The sequence below is a fragment of the Halomonas sp. ALS9 genome (assembly GCF_001651035.1).
GTDB lineage: Bacteria > Pseudomonadota > Gammaproteobacteria > Pseudomonadales > Halomonadaceae > Vreelandella.
This window is the reverse complement of the sequence record NZ_LXRG01000201.1, coordinates 20,516-34,789: the sequence shown is the minus strand read 5'-3', so window position 1 is coordinate 34,789 and position 14,274 is coordinate 20,516. Positions and strand designations below refer to the sequence as shown.

At 57.1% G+C, this 14,274-nt stretch carries 15 protein-coding genes and 1 tRNA gene; 11 read left to right on the top strand and 5 right to left on the bottom strand.

Features of this window, described 5'->3' with window-relative positions:
* Positions 1-27 precede the first annotated feature (27 nt).
* Together A6R74_RS18010 and A6R74_RS18005 are read left to right on the top strand one after the other, a co-directional pair.
* Positions 28-114 (top strand) — tRNA-Leu (locus A6R74_RS18010).
* A 245-nt stretch (positions 115-359) separates the two neighbouring features.
* A complete protein-coding gene (locus A6R74_RS18005; protein ID WP_240488267.1) occupies positions 360-563 on the top strand; it encodes a hypothetical protein in 204 nt (67 codons plus the stop codon).
* Between the two features lie 16 nt (positions 564-579).
* Here the strand turns inward: A6R74_RS18005 and A6R74_RS18000 are convergent, their stop codons facing one another.
* The 3 genes from A6R74_RS18000 to A6R74_RS17990 form a co-directional block, all read right to left on the bottom strand.
* Complete coding sequence (locus tag A6R74_RS18000) at positions 580-897, bottom strand: helix-turn-helix domain-containing protein (RefSeq protein ID WP_064235858.1); 318 nt, start codon at positions 895-897, stop codon at positions 580-582.
* Positions 887-1,258: a type II toxin-antitoxin system RelE/ParE family toxin gene (locus tag A6R74_RS17995; RefSeq protein ID WP_064235857.1), complete on the bottom strand. Its 372-nt coding sequence runs from the start codon at positions 1,256-1,258 to the stop codon at positions 887-889. The genes A6R74_RS18000 and A6R74_RS17995 overlap by 11 nt, the downstream gene beginning before the upstream one ends.
* An 89-nt stretch (positions 1,259-1,347) precedes the next feature.
* Entirely contained in the window at positions 1,348-2,718 is a 1,371-nt protein-coding gene (locus A6R74_RS17990) for a glycosyltransferase (RefSeq protein ID WP_082906742.1), read from the bottom strand.
* Positions 2,719-2,906: 188 nt separating this feature from the next.
* On the opposite strand from A6R74_RS17990, the gene A6R74_RS17985 reads away from it, so the two are divergent.
* The 9 genes from A6R74_RS17985 (at position 2,907) to A6R74_RS17945 (ending at position 11,461) form a co-directional block, all read left to right on the top strand.
* On the top strand, positions 2,907-3,674 hold the full coding sequence (locus A6R74_RS17985; protein ID WP_064235856.1) for a helix-turn-helix transcriptional regulator: 768 nt from the start codon (positions 2,907-2,909) through the stop codon (positions 3,672-3,674).
* Between the two features lie 150 nt (positions 3,675-3,824).
* Positions 3,825-4,181, top strand: a complete 357-nt coding sequence (locus A6R74_RS17980) for a RidA family protein (RefSeq protein ID WP_008959745.1) — start codon at positions 3,825-3,827, stop codon at positions 4,179-4,181.
* Position 4,182: 1 nt separating this feature from the next.
* Positions 4,183-5,124 carry an ornithine cyclodeaminase family protein gene (locus A6R74_RS17975; protein WP_064235855.1) on the top strand — a complete coding sequence of 314 codons (942 nt, stop codon included), beginning with the start codon at positions 4,183-4,185 and terminating at the stop codon, positions 5,122-5,124.
* Positions 5,125-5,198: 74 nt separating this feature from the next.
* The gene (gene dctP, locus A6R74_RS17970; RefSeq protein ID WP_064235854.1) at positions 5,199-6,272 is read left to right on the top strand and encodes a TRAP transporter substrate-binding protein DctP; all 1,074 of its coding nucleotides are present in this window, start codon (positions 5,199-5,201) and stop codon (positions 6,270-6,272) included.
* A 100-nt stretch (positions 6,273-6,372) separates the two neighbouring features.
* Positions 6,373-6,918, top strand: a complete 546-nt coding sequence (locus tag A6R74_RS17965; protein ID WP_064235853.1) for a TRAP transporter small permease — start codon at positions 6,373-6,375, stop codon at positions 6,916-6,918.
* Positions 6,915-8,189, top strand: a complete 1,275-nt coding sequence (locus A6R74_RS17960; protein ID WP_064235852.1) for a TRAP transporter large permease — start codon at positions 6,915-6,917, stop codon at positions 8,187-8,189. The genes A6R74_RS17965 and A6R74_RS17960 overlap by 4 nt, the downstream gene beginning before the upstream one ends.
* Positions 8,190-8,376: 187 nt before the next feature.
* Positions 8,377-9,408: a histone deacetylase family protein gene (locus A6R74_RS17955; RefSeq protein WP_064235851.1), complete on the top strand. Its 1,032-nt coding sequence runs from the start codon at positions 8,377-8,379 to the stop codon at positions 9,406-9,408.
* Positions 9,405-10,511: a class II histone deacetylase gene (locus tag A6R74_RS17950; protein ID WP_064235850.1), complete on the top strand. Its 1,107-nt coding sequence runs from the start codon at positions 9,405-9,407 to the stop codon at positions 10,509-10,511. The genes A6R74_RS17955 and A6R74_RS17950 overlap by 4 nt, the downstream gene beginning before the upstream one ends.
* Positions 10,508-11,461 (top strand): branched-chain amino acid transaminase, encoded by a 954-nt coding sequence (locus A6R74_RS17945; RefSeq protein WP_064235849.1) that lies wholly within the window; start codon positions 10,508-10,510, stop codon positions 11,459-11,461. The genes A6R74_RS17950 and A6R74_RS17945 overlap by 4 nt, the downstream gene beginning before the upstream one ends.
* A gap of 230 nt (positions 11,462-11,691) precedes the next feature.
* Here A6R74_RS17945 and A6R74_RS17940 read toward each other — a convergent pair whose 3' ends face one another.
* Together A6R74_RS17940 and A6R74_RS17935 are read right to left on the bottom strand one after the other, a co-directional pair.
* Positions 11,692-12,801, bottom strand: coding sequence for a pyridoxal phosphate-dependent aminotransferase (locus tag A6R74_RS17940; RefSeq protein ID WP_064235848.1), 1,110 nt, complete (start codon positions 12,799-12,801; stop codon positions 11,692-11,694).
* Between the two features lie 41 nt (positions 12,802-12,842).
* Positions 12,843-14,225, bottom strand: coding sequence for an FAD-binding oxidoreductase (locus A6R74_RS17935; protein WP_064235847.1), 1,383 nt, complete (start codon positions 14,223-14,225; stop codon positions 12,843-12,845).
* Positions 14,226-14,274: the final 49 nt, after the last annotated feature.

Here is a 14,274-nt window from a genome sequence, read left to right as displayed (position 1 = left end):
GAAATTTACGTATACTACGCACGCATTGCCGGTATGGCGGAATTGGTAGACGCAGCGGATTCAAAATCCGCCGCCTTTACGGGTGTGCCAGTTCGAGTCTGGCTACCGGCACCATATTTAAAATCAGGCACTTAGGTGCCTTTTTTTATGTCTGCGATTTGTGTTTTTCCTTTCTGAATCTCTCAATCTGTCCAGTTTTTGTCCAGGTCAATTTTTGAGGCGTACCTAATCGCGTTGACTAGCTATGCTTAGTTTTAGCTGCAGTGCTGTAGCTTCTAGGCTAATATTTCGCTGAGGTGTATTGATGCGATGAGTTTGCCTAATTCTTAAGCTCATTCTCACATCATGGAGGAGAAGTAATGAAAAGCCATGATGCTGCTGTGATTACCATGCTTCGTGAAGATCCTGATATGGCTATCGATTATCTACGCACTGCTTTTGATGAGCTGGATGAGGAGGGCGGAGAAACGGCTTTTCTAATGGCGCTTCGCCATGTGGTGGAGGCTCAAGGTGGAATGGCAGTGATAGCTGAACGTGCCTCTCAGCATTTTAGAACTGACTGAATACGGCCAGAAAAAACTAAGCAAATTCAAGCTCCACATGCCCAGGTTTAGAGCGTGGGCGAGCGGGGCCAATGACAATACGTACATCACGACCTAGACGAGCTAGACACTCAAGCATTTTCGCTTCGCTAATGCCTCGGAATTGACCTTTGAGTAACGCTGAAACTTTAGGCTGAGGTAAGCCAGTTAGCTCGGCGACTTTCACCTGTGTAAGACGGCGAAGCTTGATAACTTCGCTGATTTTGGCTGCCAGTTGAGCCTTTATCACCATTTCGTCCGCGTCTGGGACGTTGAGGTCGGCATATACATTGCCTGCGCTTTCTTCAACGATCATTGTGAGCCTCCTTGGCGTGCTCTTCCGCCGCTTTTAGCCGTTCACGTATTTTTTGCATATCAGGTTTGGGGGTAGCTATGCCACTTGACGATTTCTTTTGGAAACAGTGCAAGACATAAACCGCTTCCTGGATGCGAACCGTATAAACAGCACGATAAGTGTCGCCCTGATGATTCTCCACAACCTCAAGAACCCCCGCCGAACCAAAGCCTTTTAATGGTTTCGATTGTGAGTGTTTCGAACCAATCTGGGCTAGATGGATTGCAAAACCAAATACATCCTTTACATCCTCAGGCATTGCCTGAAGATCTTTTTTTGCACTAGCTACCCATCGTAAAAGTTTTGGCGGTGGTGTCTCCATAAAGGAAAAATATACCTATATGGTAATAGTTTCAAGCTTGAGATAAATAACTGAAAATATGCCGTTGTGTCCTTCTTAACGTTCAGCACTTACTTCCTCACATCAGCCAAATACTCTGCCGTAAGCTGTCGATAAAGCGTTACTAGCTCCATGCTTTTGATATCCTCGTGCCAACTCGCAGCATAGCTTTGGGCGCGCTCGGCGAGCTGCTGGCGCAGAGCTTCATCACTTAGCAGGCGGTTAACCTTAGTGGCGAAGTCGTCATGATTCTCCTCGGCGATTAGGCAGCCTTCTCCCTCTTTTAGCACATCCAGCGTGCCCATCATGGCGGTGGAAACCACCGGTGTGCCAAGCGCCATCGCTTCCAGCAGTACCAGCCCCTGGGTTTCCGTGCGTGACGCAAAGACGAAAACGTCGGCGGCGCGGTAGGCGGCTTGCAATGGGCCGCTGCGGTCGAGATAACCGAGAAACAGCACTGACTCTGCCACGCCAAGCTCCTGAGCACGCCGAACAAGCGAGTCGTGGGCCGGGCCTTCGCCGGTAATGATTAGTCGGGTGGTGGGGTGTTCGGCTAATACCTTGGGCAGCATATCGATCAGAAAGTCGATGTTCTTCTCAAAGGCGGCGCGGCCTACATAGAGTAGCAGTCGTGCTTCCTGGGGCAGGCCGTAGTGAGCCCGAAAGTCGCTTTCATGCTGGGCTCCCTGTGTGTGGCAGAACGACTCCAACGCCAAGCCGGTAGCAATCACCGTGGTAGGCGTGGTTACGCCGTAGCGAGTAAGTGCTTGCTGCATCGCTTGAGAGGGCGCTATTAAGGCGCTGAGCTGTTGGCACTGGTGTACCGACAGCCGCCGTGCGGACAGGCGTAGCCAGTGTCGCGGAAGCCAGCGAATATAGTGATGAACATACTCCTCAAAAAGCGTGTGGTAGGTCGCGACGACTGGAATCCCGAGCCGACGACCCAGCGCAACACCGGCATAGTGGGCGGTAAAGGGCGTGTGGACATGAATAAGATCAAACGCCTTGTCTGCCAACTGCGGTGTCAGAGCGAGCAGATCGCGGTAGCGCATCATGCGATCTTCCGGGTCGCCGGGTATCCGGCGCGAACGGATGCGCATCACACCCGGTTCGTCCACTTGGCCCAATGGGTAGTCGGGGCAGATTAGCGTGACCGAGTGACCTAAGCGTTCAAGAGCGCCGCGAAAGCTGGCAATGGAGGTGGAAACGCCATTGACGCGGGGAAAGTAAACATCCGAAATCATCAGTATGTTCATGCATCCCGGCTGCGTCTCAGCCGTGGTCGCCGTTGAGTGAAGCAACATCAACGCAGATGCCAGCCGCGCCTCGCGGTCAGCTTCGCGCTGCAGGTGGAGAGCATTGCCGTTGGCTAAATGGGCGAGGACTGTGACTTCCTGGTCACTGAGCGGAGCGTTGCGAAGGGGGCGTCGACGCTGTGGCATGTTGTCTAAACTCTTATGGCAGCTTATGCCCACCCTAACCTGAGCCCATGACTGGCAGATGACAGCATTTTATCCGCATTGCGCCACTCTGGCAGAGCGTTAACCTACAGTTGGCTACCCCCTCGCTTTTGGTCGCCTAGCCGTTTTATAGTGAACGACTCGCATTTGACGAAAGACGGTATTTCACCATGCCCCCTTTTGAGCTGCATAGCCGCAACTTAGCCAAAGAGCAGGTGGCCCATACCCACGATTTTCACCAGCTGATTTTGGCCACCTGTGGCGTCACAGAACTCTCCATGGAAGGGCAGGGGGAAAGGGTGACCGCTCGGCGTGGCTGTCTGATTCCCTCGTCGCGCCATCACGAGTATCAGGGCGATGGCAGCAACCGTACGTTAGTGCTGGATATTCCCGTGGCGCAGTTAGCTTTGCTTGAGAAGGGCAGCGACATTGAGCGTCTGTTCGATAAGCCGCGCTTTTTCAGCGTGCCGCCGGCGTTAAATCAGCTCACCCACGCCTTGGCCAATCAGCTTGAGCAGTGCCCCGCATTGCAGAATGAAATAGCCATCCTGTTGCTCCGCGCGTTGACCATGTATCTGCAGGAGGCCACCCCAGCGGCGGTTGGGCAGTTGGGCCAGCACTTCATCAGCGAACGTCTCGACCTTGCGCGATTGGATGCCTGGCTGGATCAGCACCTGGCCGATGAGATCCGCGTAGAACAGCTAGCGTCTCTGTGTGCCTTGAGCCCCGGGCACTTTCATAGCTGCTTTCGCGAGCTAACCGGCGTGACGCCGCTGGCGTATGTGCAGCGCAGGCGCTTGGAGCACGCGCGTACGTTAGTCCGCCATAGCACTCTTAGCCTGGGGCATATTGCCATGCTGGTCGGTTTTCGCGACCAGGGCAGTTTCTCCCGCGCCTATCGGCGTTACTTCGAGATTTCCCCTTCCACTGACCGTTAGTCCCCTTAGGCCGTTAGGTTCCTCCCGAAAGCGGCCTGCATGACTTGCGGGCAAACTTGCCGCAGTGTCGGGCAAGTAATTTGCCGATAAGCGCTCTAGTCTCTGAAGAAGCCTTTTATGTCAGAAGAACTTCTTTCAAGGAGAAACACCATGGGCGTTACCTATCAAGACAGCAATGCACGCATGAGCCAAGTCGCCATTCACAACGGCACCGTTTATCTCGCTGGCCAAGTGCCTCCTGATGCCACGGCGGATATGCGTGGCCAAACCGAGCAGGTGCTGGCGCGCATTGATCAACTGCTAGCCCAAGCGGGCACTTCTAAAGAACACCTGATCTCAGCGCAAATCTGGGTCACCAGCATGGCGGAGTTCGACCAAATGAACGCCGCTTGGGACGCCTGGGTGGTGCCTGGTCGTCCACCCGTGCGTGCAGCGCTTGAAGCCCAGCTCGCCAAGCCCGAGTGGAAAGTGGAAATCATGGTGGTAGCCGCGCTGCCGGAGGCCTGATATGCGGGTTGTTTCTGGCGAAGAAGTCTCGCGCTGCTTGGCGTGGGACGGCTTAATCAAACGGCTACATAACACGTTCGTGAATGGCGTGGAGTCTCCGCCGCGCCATCACCATGCGATGCACCGGCCGGATGGCGAGGCCACCATGCTGTTAATGCCCGCCTGGGAGGCGGTGGGCTATATCGGCGTCAAGATGGTCAACGTATTTCCACAAAACGCCGACCACGGGATTCCGGCGATCTCCGGGCTCTACTTGCTCAGCGAGGGCAAGCACGGTCAGCCGCTTGCATGTATCGATGGCAGCGAGCTAACCCGGCGCCGTACGGCGGCCGCTTCGGCGCTGGCCGCCCAAGCCTTGGCGAATAAAAACGCAGAGACGCTGCTAGTCGTGGGTACGGGCAAGCTGGCGCCCATGGTGATTGAAGCCCACGCCAGCGTACGTCCCATCAAGCGGGTGCTGGTGTGGGGGCGTAATCCCAGCAAAGCGGCGTCGATTGCCGATGAATATGCTGAGCGCTTTGAAACCCAGGTGGTGGAAGAGCTCGCTGATGCAGTCGCCGAGGCCGACATCATCAGCTGTGTAACGCTCTCCACACAGCCGCTGATTAAAGGCGAGTGGCTAACGCCCGGTACGCACTTGGATTTGATCGGCGCGTTTCGTCCGCAAATGCGTGAAACCGATGCCGTATGTTTGCGCCGCGCGGAGGTGTTTGTGGATACCTACGCCGGGGCTAAAGGCGAAGCGGGCGACATTCTGCAAGCCATTGATGAAGGCGAGTTTCAGTTTGACCAGATCCAGGCGGAGCTTGCCGAGGTGCTCACCGGGGCCAAGCCGGGGCGCACTAAACCGGAAGCAATCACGCTGTTCAAATCGGTAGGCGCGTCGCTTGAAGACTTGGCCGCCGCGATAGAAGTATGGGAGTCCCTGCCCGCACAACCATAACAAGACCGACATCGCTACCGAGTAGCACCGCCAGTCATAACGAAGACCGACCAATAACCAAAACGAGGTATGTTATGAGCGCTAAAAAATCAGTATTTATCGCCGCCTTGGCGGCACTTCCCCTGGCGATTGCCAGCGCCAACGTACAGGCACAATCCTATGAAATGGTGATTGCCACCCAGATTCCGGAAGATATGAGTAATAACGAAATCTATCCGGCGCTGGTGCATTTTAAAAACTTGGTAGAGGCGCGCACCGATGGGGATCTCGAAGTCACCATCTTTGGCGGCGGCCAGCTAGGTTCCGAGGTTGAGAACGGCTCGGAAGTGCAGGGCGGGCGCACGCTGCAGTCGACGATAATGTCGGCCGGGGCGATGTCGTCGTTTTACCAAGATTACCAAGTAGTCACGGCGCCGTTCCTGTTTACCAACTGGCGTCAGGCGTGGAGTTTTTTCGATAGCGAATGGTTCGCCGACTTTATGTCCGGCACCGTCGAAGCCGCCGATATGCGTTATTTGGGCACCTTCGACGATGGCGGTGGCTTTGTCGCTTTCACCAATAACGTACGGCTGATCAAGACCGTCGAAGACTTGGAAGGACTCAATATTCGCACTGAGGAGAACCCGGCCCACGTGGCGATTATGCGCTCTCTAGGCGCTTCCGCCACGCCTCTGCCCTGGGGCGAGCTAATCACCGCACTGGAAACCGGCCTCGCCGATGGCCAGTTCAATGCGCCGGTACTCAATACCACCTTTAACTTCGATGCGGTCACCGACTACACCACCCTTACCGGGCATGTGTATAACAGCGCCCCTTGGGTAGTCAGCGAATCGTGGTATCAGTCGCTACCTGAAGAGCATCAGCAGGCGCTGGTAAGCTCCGCGCGGGAAGCGATCCAACTGAGCCACGGTATGTCAGGCGCCCTGGCAACGGCCAGTTGGGTGGAGTCCTGCGAACGCTTTGAAGAGTGCTATTTGATGCCCGACGCCGAGCGTGAACGTATGGCGGAAATTGCCCGCCCCGCCTGGCAGGCGTGGATCGTCGATGACTTTGGCATGGACGAAGCCCGTGTACAGGGGCTACTTGACGAAGTCGAGCGCGTTGGCCAGCAGCTAGCCGAAGACGACTACCGTATTTATGGTCAATAAGTTCGGAGTCAATAAAGCTGGTGCCAAAAAAACAGGCCAATAACGGTGAGCGATAGATAAACGCTGGGGCTATACACATGCCTCAGCGTGAGGAACAGCCATGGGTGTTTTAACTCCTTTGCGCCGCTTGAGCGATAGCGTCAATCAGGTAGCCATCGTGGTATGTGTGGGCTGCATTCTGACGATGCTCGGCATCTCGTTTACGGCCTTTCTCTACAAGCTGATGACCGGCAGCACGCTTAGCTGGACCTACTCGCTGGCGCGGCTGTTTCTGCCCTGGATCGGCTTTCTTTCCATGACCATTTCGCTGCGCTACGGTGAACATGTCGCCATGACGCTACTGGTGCGTAGCTTGCCTAGAGCCATGGTGCAGGTGGCTGCCGGGCTCTGTTTGGCGGTGATTGGCCTGTTTGCGCTAATGCTGACGTGGTACGGCTGGGATTACTTTACCAGTGCCACCCAGGTCTACATGGTCTCTGATCAAATCCGTATTCCCAGCAAGGTCACCGCCATCGTCGTACCTATCAGCGGTGTGATTATGCTGCTTCACCTGGTACATGGCTTTGCGCTACTGGAACACTTTCTGGATGAGCGCGATGCCATTGATGAGCTCATTGACAGCGCTGATGGGGAGCACCGCTTATGACACCTGCCATTGTGGTATTCGTGCTGTTGCTGTTTATTGGTGCGCCGGTAGCGGTGGTGATGGCGATGTCGGGCCTGGCAGGTGGTTTTGCGCTGGGCGGCGAGCGCATGCTGGGCATCATTGCCGACCGTATGTTCTCCGGCGTGTCGGGTTTTCTGCTGATCGCCGTGCCCTACTTTATTTTTACCGCCGAGCTGATGAACCAAGGTGGGCTGACCCATAAGCTGATTGCGTTCAACAATGCGCTGTTTGGCCGGGTGCGCGGCTCGCTCTCCCATGTGAATATCTCGGTCTCGGTGTTTTTTGCCGGACTGACCGGCGCGGCAGTCACTGATACCGTTGCGATCGGCAAAATTATGATTCCCGAGATGAAAAAGCAGGGCTACGATGCCGAGTACGCCGCCGCCGTCACCGCCTGTTCATCAATTATTGGGCCGATTATTCCGCCTAGCGTGGTGATGGTGGTCTACGCCACGCTGCTGCGCGATATCTCGGTGATTGACCTGTTCGCGGGCGGTATTATCCCCGGTTTATTGATGGCGCTGGCGCTACTGGGGGTTAGTTTCTTTTTGGCCTGGAAACGCAATTACCCCAAGGAAGCGCCGACGCCCTTTAAAGCGGCGATCCTGGCCTTTTTAGTTGCGTTGCCCGCGATGGTGGTGCCGCTGATTATCCTTGGCGGGATACTCTCGGGGCTGACGACGATTACCGAAGCCTCGGGCTTTGCGGCGGTTTACGCCATAGTGATTGGCGTGGTGTTCTACCGCAACCTAACCTGGCGCAAAATCTGGGACGCCCTTGTCACCACGGTGCGTTTTTCCGGCGTGGTGTTTTTTCTACTGGCGACGTCTGCGGTATTGGGCTGGTTCGTTACCCGCTCAGGCATAGCCAGGGATGCAGCCAGCATGATCACCACCGTTAGCGACGCAGCTTTTGTGCAGCTGATGCTGGTCTGCCTGCTACTCTTAGTGATTGGCACGGTGATGGATGTGCTGCCCGCGCTGGTGGTGATTGCCCCGGTGCTGGTGCCCGCGATGATTCAGTTGGGTTTTGACCCGCTGCACTTCGCCATCTTGATGATCGTCGTACTGAATATCTCCAATGTGACCCCGCCGGTGGGGATGACGCTGATGACCGCCGCGCGAATAGCCGAGGTGCCCTATGAACGGGCAATTATTGCCTCGCTGCCGTTTTACGTCTCTTTTTTGGTGGTGATTGTGCTGCTGGCTGCCTTCCCAGCGCTCTCCACCTGGATTCCCTCTTTACTTTAACGGGCTGCTAGGGTTTGTACGAAAAGTCGGCGAGCGAAGGCTAGACAAGGCAAAAATCAACGAGAAAGCGCAGTTTACGAGTTGTAAATGAGCATTTTGATCGGACTCGCGCACGAGGCGATTTTTAACGCCGTATTGTCGAGCGCAGGCAGTTTTCGTACAAAGCCTAAGGATTGCGAATTTGACTATGAAATGCTTCTACCACCCCGATCAGGCATACCACGCGCCGCCGACCTTTCTGCTGCGCGGCCAGCCTGCGCCCTCTCCGGAAGGCCCGCTGCGTGCCGAGCTCCTTACCCAAGGCTTGGAGAGCGCAGGGCTGACCCTCACAGCACCCAAAGAGGCGGATTCTCCAACGCTGCGTAAGCGTTTGGAGCAAATCCATACGCCGCGTTATCTGACGTTTCTGGACACCATCTACGCCCGCTGGCAAGCACTGCCCAATGCGGCGGAGGTGGTTGCTCCCAATATCCACCCCTGCGGCGGCGGTCACCACTACCCGCGCCACCCGATTGGCCAGGCGGGTTGGCATTTGCACGATATGGCCTGCCCGCTAAGCGCCACCAGCTTCCAAGGTGCACTGGCTTCTGCTGCCAGCGCCGAAGCAGCGGCCGAAGAGGTGCTAAATGGCGCGCCAGCGGCCTACGCACTGTGCCGCCCACCGGGACACCATGCCGGGCCTGAGCGCGCCGGGGGCTTTTGCCTGCTGAATAACTCGGCGCTGGCGGCCACGGTGCTGCGCGAGCGCTTCGCCAAAGTGGCGATCATCGATGTGGACTTACACCACGGCAATGGCACCCAGGATATTTTCTATAAACGCAGCGATGTCTGGACGGGCTCACTGCACGCTGATCCTAGCGATTTCTACCCCTTCTTTTGGGGCGGTGCTGATGAAGAGGGCTGTGAGGAGGCCGTGGGCACTAATGTCAATCTGCCCCTGCCGGTAGGCAGCGACGGAGAGGTTTATCTTGATGCGCTAGCGATTCTGATTGATCACCTGCAGCGCTATGAGCCAGATGCCGTGGTGGTCGCGCTAGGCCTAGACGCGCACAAAGATGACCCGCTGGCGGGGCTTAAGGTTGAAACGGAAGCGTTTGTTGAAGTGGGTAAGCGCTTAGCGGCGATCTCGCTACCCATGGTAATCGTTCAGGAAGGTGGCTATCCCACTGAACACCTAAGTGCCAACCTGGCCGCCTTTATGCAGGGCTTTATGGCATGAGCAAGACTGGTTTTTACTGGCATGAGCGCTGCTTCTGGCATGACTTGGGCGCCATCGGCGTGTTCTCCGCACCGGGCGAGTTCTTACAGCCTCAGGCCGCCTCGGAGAGCCCGGAAAGCAAGCGACGGCTTAAAAATATCATTGAAGTCAGCGGTCTGATTGATGAGCTGAGTGTGGTTAAACCACCTGCCGCGACGCTGGATGACCTGCTGCGTTTTCACACCCCGCGTTACCTGGGTGAACTGCAGGCGGGGGATAGCGCACGGGGTGGCAACGGCGGCGACTGCGCGCCCTACATGCCCGGTAGTTGGGCGGCAGCCACCCACTCCGCAGGCTTGGCCAGCGCCGCCGTTGAAGCCGTAGCACTGGGCGAGGTGAGCAACGCTTACGCCCTATGCCGCCCGCCGGGGCACCATGCGGAGGCTGATCAGGGCCGTGGGTTCTGCCTGTTGGGCAATATTCCCGTCGCGGTGATGCGCGCTCGCGCCTTGGGGCAGGTGAACCGCGTGGCGATACTCGATTGGGACGTTCATCACGGCAACGGTCAGCAGGCGGCGTTTTATGGCGAGCCGGATGTGTTGACTATATCGATTCATCAGGCGGCCAACTATCCGCTGGAAACCGGCGGCTTTGACGAGCAGGGCGAAGGCGCAGGCCTGGGTGCCAACCTCAACCTGCCGCTGCCGCCGGGGTGTGGCCTGGGGGCTTACGCCTACGCCATGGAAAGACTCGTGTTGCCTGCGCTGGAAACCTTCAACCCCGAACTCATCGTCGTGGCCTGTGGTTACGATGCCTGTGCCAAAGACCCATTAGGCAAAATGTTGCTCAATAGCCAGGCGTTCGCCACCATGACTGCCCAGCTTAAAGCTCTGGCCGAGCGCTGCTGCGAAGGCAAGCTGGTGTTTATTCACGAAGGTGGCTACTCCGAAGGCTATGTGCCGCTGTGCGGCCACTCGGTGATCCAAACCCTGGCGGGCAGTGCGATTAGCGTGCCCGACCCGCAAAACGATGAAATTGCCGCCTGGGGCTATCAGGCCCTGCAACCGCACCAGCAAGCCTTAATCGATGACTGGTGCCAACAGTGGGAGCAAGCAACACGATGACACCGCTTTATGATCGCGATGGCTGGATTTGGCAGGACGGAGAATGGCGGGAATGGCGCGATGCCAAAGTGCATGTGTTGTCCCATACATTGCACTACGGCATGGGCTGTTTTGAAGGCGTGCGCGCCTACGCTGGCCCCAGCGGCACGCATCTTTTCAGAGTCGCTGAGCATACACGCCGTTTGGTAGAGAGCGCCCATTCGCTGGATATGCCGCTGCCATTTAGCGAAGCGGAACTGATAGAAGCCCAGCGCCAGTGCCTGGCGAAAAACAACCTGAGCAGCGCCTACCTTAAGCCCACGGTGTTTTTCGGCGCGGAAGGTATGGGGCTGCGTGCTAAAGGATTAACCACCCATGTCATAGTGGCCGCTTGGGATTTGGGCCCTTATATTTCGCCCCAGGCCGCGACCCACGGTTTGCGTGCGCTGACGTCATCTTGGGCGCGCCACCACGTAAATATCAGCCTCTGCCGGGCAAAGACTAACGGCCACTACGTCAATTCGATACTGGCGCTGAACACGGCGATCAAAGCCGGGTTCGATGAAACCATCATGCTCGACCCGGAAGGCTATGTGGCCGAGGCCTCGGCGGCCAACGTCTTTTTACTGCGCGATGGTGTGCTGCATACCCCGGAAGTGACCTCGTGTTTGCAAGGCATTACCCGGGACAGCGTGATTCAACTGGCGCAGAAAGTACTGGGTATAGAAGTGCGTGAACGGCGGATTACCCGTGATGAGCTATACACCGCCGATGAGGCGTTCTTAACCGGCACCGCCGCCGAAATACTGCCGCTGCGCGAGCTGGATGGTCGCCATATCGGCACCCGCGCGGGTGCACCGCCTGTTAATGAGCCTATCAGCCCAGATAGCGTGACGGCTCGACTGCAGGGCTTATATAGCCAGGCGGTGCGCGGTGAGTTGGACGATTTCAGGCATTGGTTAACGCCTTAGATATATGGGTTGGAAGTTAGAGCTATGCATCCCCTCTTACGCGCTGCGAGGGCAGGTTTCCGCGAGGGTCTTTTGTCATGGCCGGAAAATGTTCCCAACCATTCCGGCATTCTCGCCATCCATGGCGGTCAGATGACAAAAGTAGCGCCCAGGGATGGGTTCACAGCGCCCTCGCGGAAACCTGCCCTCGATGCACCTTGCCATCTGCTTGCTCAATTTTACCAACTGAATCAGGCGTGCTCTTTAATAGCCTGTTCGAGAGCGGCCAATCTTCCAGGCTCCAGCGCGGCTTCCACCGCGGTAATACGAATTACATTGGCAAGCTCGGGATGCGCCAAGCGAGCGACTAACACCCCTTTGTCTAGCAGTTGCTGGTGTACCTCGGCGGCGAGGTCGGCGCTGGGCAGGCGAATGCCAATAAAGTTGGTGGCGCTGGGCAACACATCGGCCTCTAGGGCGCGAAAGTGCTCCGCCAACTGCTCCCGGCGTGCTTTTACATCAGCAACGTGCTGGTGCACTTCGTCAGGATGATCGAGCACCACTTCGGCGGCGGCCAGGGTCAGCGACGATACCGCGTAGTGAATCCGCACCTTCATCATCATCGCCAGTACGTCTGGGTCGGCAATCGCGTAGCCAATGCGCAGCCCCGCCAAGCCGTGGGCTTTAGAGAGCGTGCGCAGGCGAATCACTCCCGGTATGGCTTTAGCGGCGAACTCGCTGTTGGCGTCGTCGCGGAAGTCTCCGTACGCCTCGTCTAACAGCAGCCAGCAAGTGTCGGGCAGCGCTTCGCGCAGCTTGAGGATGGCGCTGTCGCTATGTAAATGGCCGCTGGGGTTATCCGGATTAGCCAGATAGACCAAGCGGGCGTTTTCCTGATGGGCCGCCGCTGCTAAGGCTTCCATATCAGGCGCCAGCACGCCGGGCGCTTCAAAATAGCTGGGCTCCACCAAACGACAGCCTTGGCCTTTGGCAAAATAGCCCAAGGTGGGATAGGTGCCTGCGGTACTCACTACGGTTTCGCCAGGTTCGCAGGTGGTGCGAAGGGCCAGGGCGATTAAACTATCGGCACCGGCATCTACCAGCAGCGTTTCCAGCGCAATACCTTGCTGAGCACTCAAGCGTTGGCGAACACCGAGCGCTTCAGAATCGCCGTAGCAGTAAACGTGTTCGGCCAGCGCATCGCCAAAATGCTCGCGCAGGGCGCGGTGGGGCATGTCCAGGCCTTCGTTAGAGCCCAGCCGATGGGGAATCTCTTTGCCAAGTCGGCGCTCCAGCACCTTAATGCCCGGAAACGGATTAACAGGGCCTTCACTGAGTAAGTGGTTGGGGTAGCGGGGCATGGTGATTCCTAACAATGCAGTGAATGTTTAACTTAAAGCGTTTATGAAAGTACTTTACCGGGGTTGAGCAAATTAAGCGGATCGAGGGCCTGCTTGAGCGTATGCATTAGCTTGATCTCGGCGCTGGAGCGGCAGGTACTTAGCCAGGGGCGCTTTTCTAAACCAATACCATGCTCTGCAGAGACCGAGCCGCCCAGAACACGAAGTGGTTCGTAGACCATGGCTTCCACTTCGCGGCGCACCTCGGGTTCAGCGCTGCCCGCACTGACGGAAATATGCAGGTTGCCGTCGCCCAGGTGGCCAAACACTACCATGCGTGCATTGGCCCAGCGCTGGGTTAGCTGTGCTTCTAAGGCATCGGTGTAGCGCTGCATATCGGCAATCGGCAGGCTGACATCGAAAGTGAGCACCGGCGCAAGGCCCTTGACCAGCCCTTCGATATCTTCTCGAATGGCCCATAGCCCATCACGCTGAGTGCTGGATTGGGCGATGACTGCATCGACAATCAACTCTTTCTCTAACGCGCTTTCTAATGCTTCGCTGAACTGGTTAGCATTGCGCTCGGCGTCGCTACCCAGAGACTCAATGATCACATAGAATGGGTGTTCGGTGGCAATCGGTGGAGTATGGCGGTCCAGGGTTTCGGTGAGCAGGCGGTAGTGGTTTTGCCACATCACTTCAAAGGCGCCCAGGCTGCCGCCAAGCGCTTTACCCATATGGCTGAGCAGCCCGGTGAGCGCCTCAAACGAAGGGCAGGCCACCATCGCCGTTTGCTCGCTGGGCGTGGGGGGCTGAAGGCGCAGCACCGCCCTGGTCACAATGCCCAGGGTGCCTTCGCTACCGATAAACAGCTGCTTTAAATCGAAACCGGCGTTATTTTTCAGCATGCGGTTCATGGAACTGACCACCCGGCCATCCGCCATCACTGCTTCCAGGCCGAGCACCTGCTGGCGCATCATGCCGTAGCGGATGACACGGACACCGCCAGCGTTGGTGGCGATATTGCCGCCAATGGTGCAACTGCCCCGGGCGCCCAGATCCAGCGGAAATTGCAGCCCGACCTCTTTAGCGGCTTCCTGAACCCGTTGCAGCGGTACCCCGGCCTGAACACTAAGCGTACCGCCTACCTGATCAATCTCTTCAATGGCGCTCATGCGCTCCAGGGAGATCACTAGCTCATCCGGGCTAGCTTCCGCGCCATGCACCAAGCCGGTTAATCCGCCGTGGGTCACCACGGGTTGTTGAGCGTCGTGACAGGCCTTCATTACCGCGGCCACCTGCTCAGTGTTGGCGGGGCGTACAATGGCGCCAGCCTGGCAGGGCGCGCCGGTCATCCAATCGACGCTACGGTTACTGACATCGTCGCCCGTTAATACGTGGGTCGGGCCGACTATGGCGCGCAGCGTCTCCAGGGTTATGTGCATGTGTGTTCCTTAACGTGTCTTGTCCATTCGGTAAACTAGCTTTTGAAAA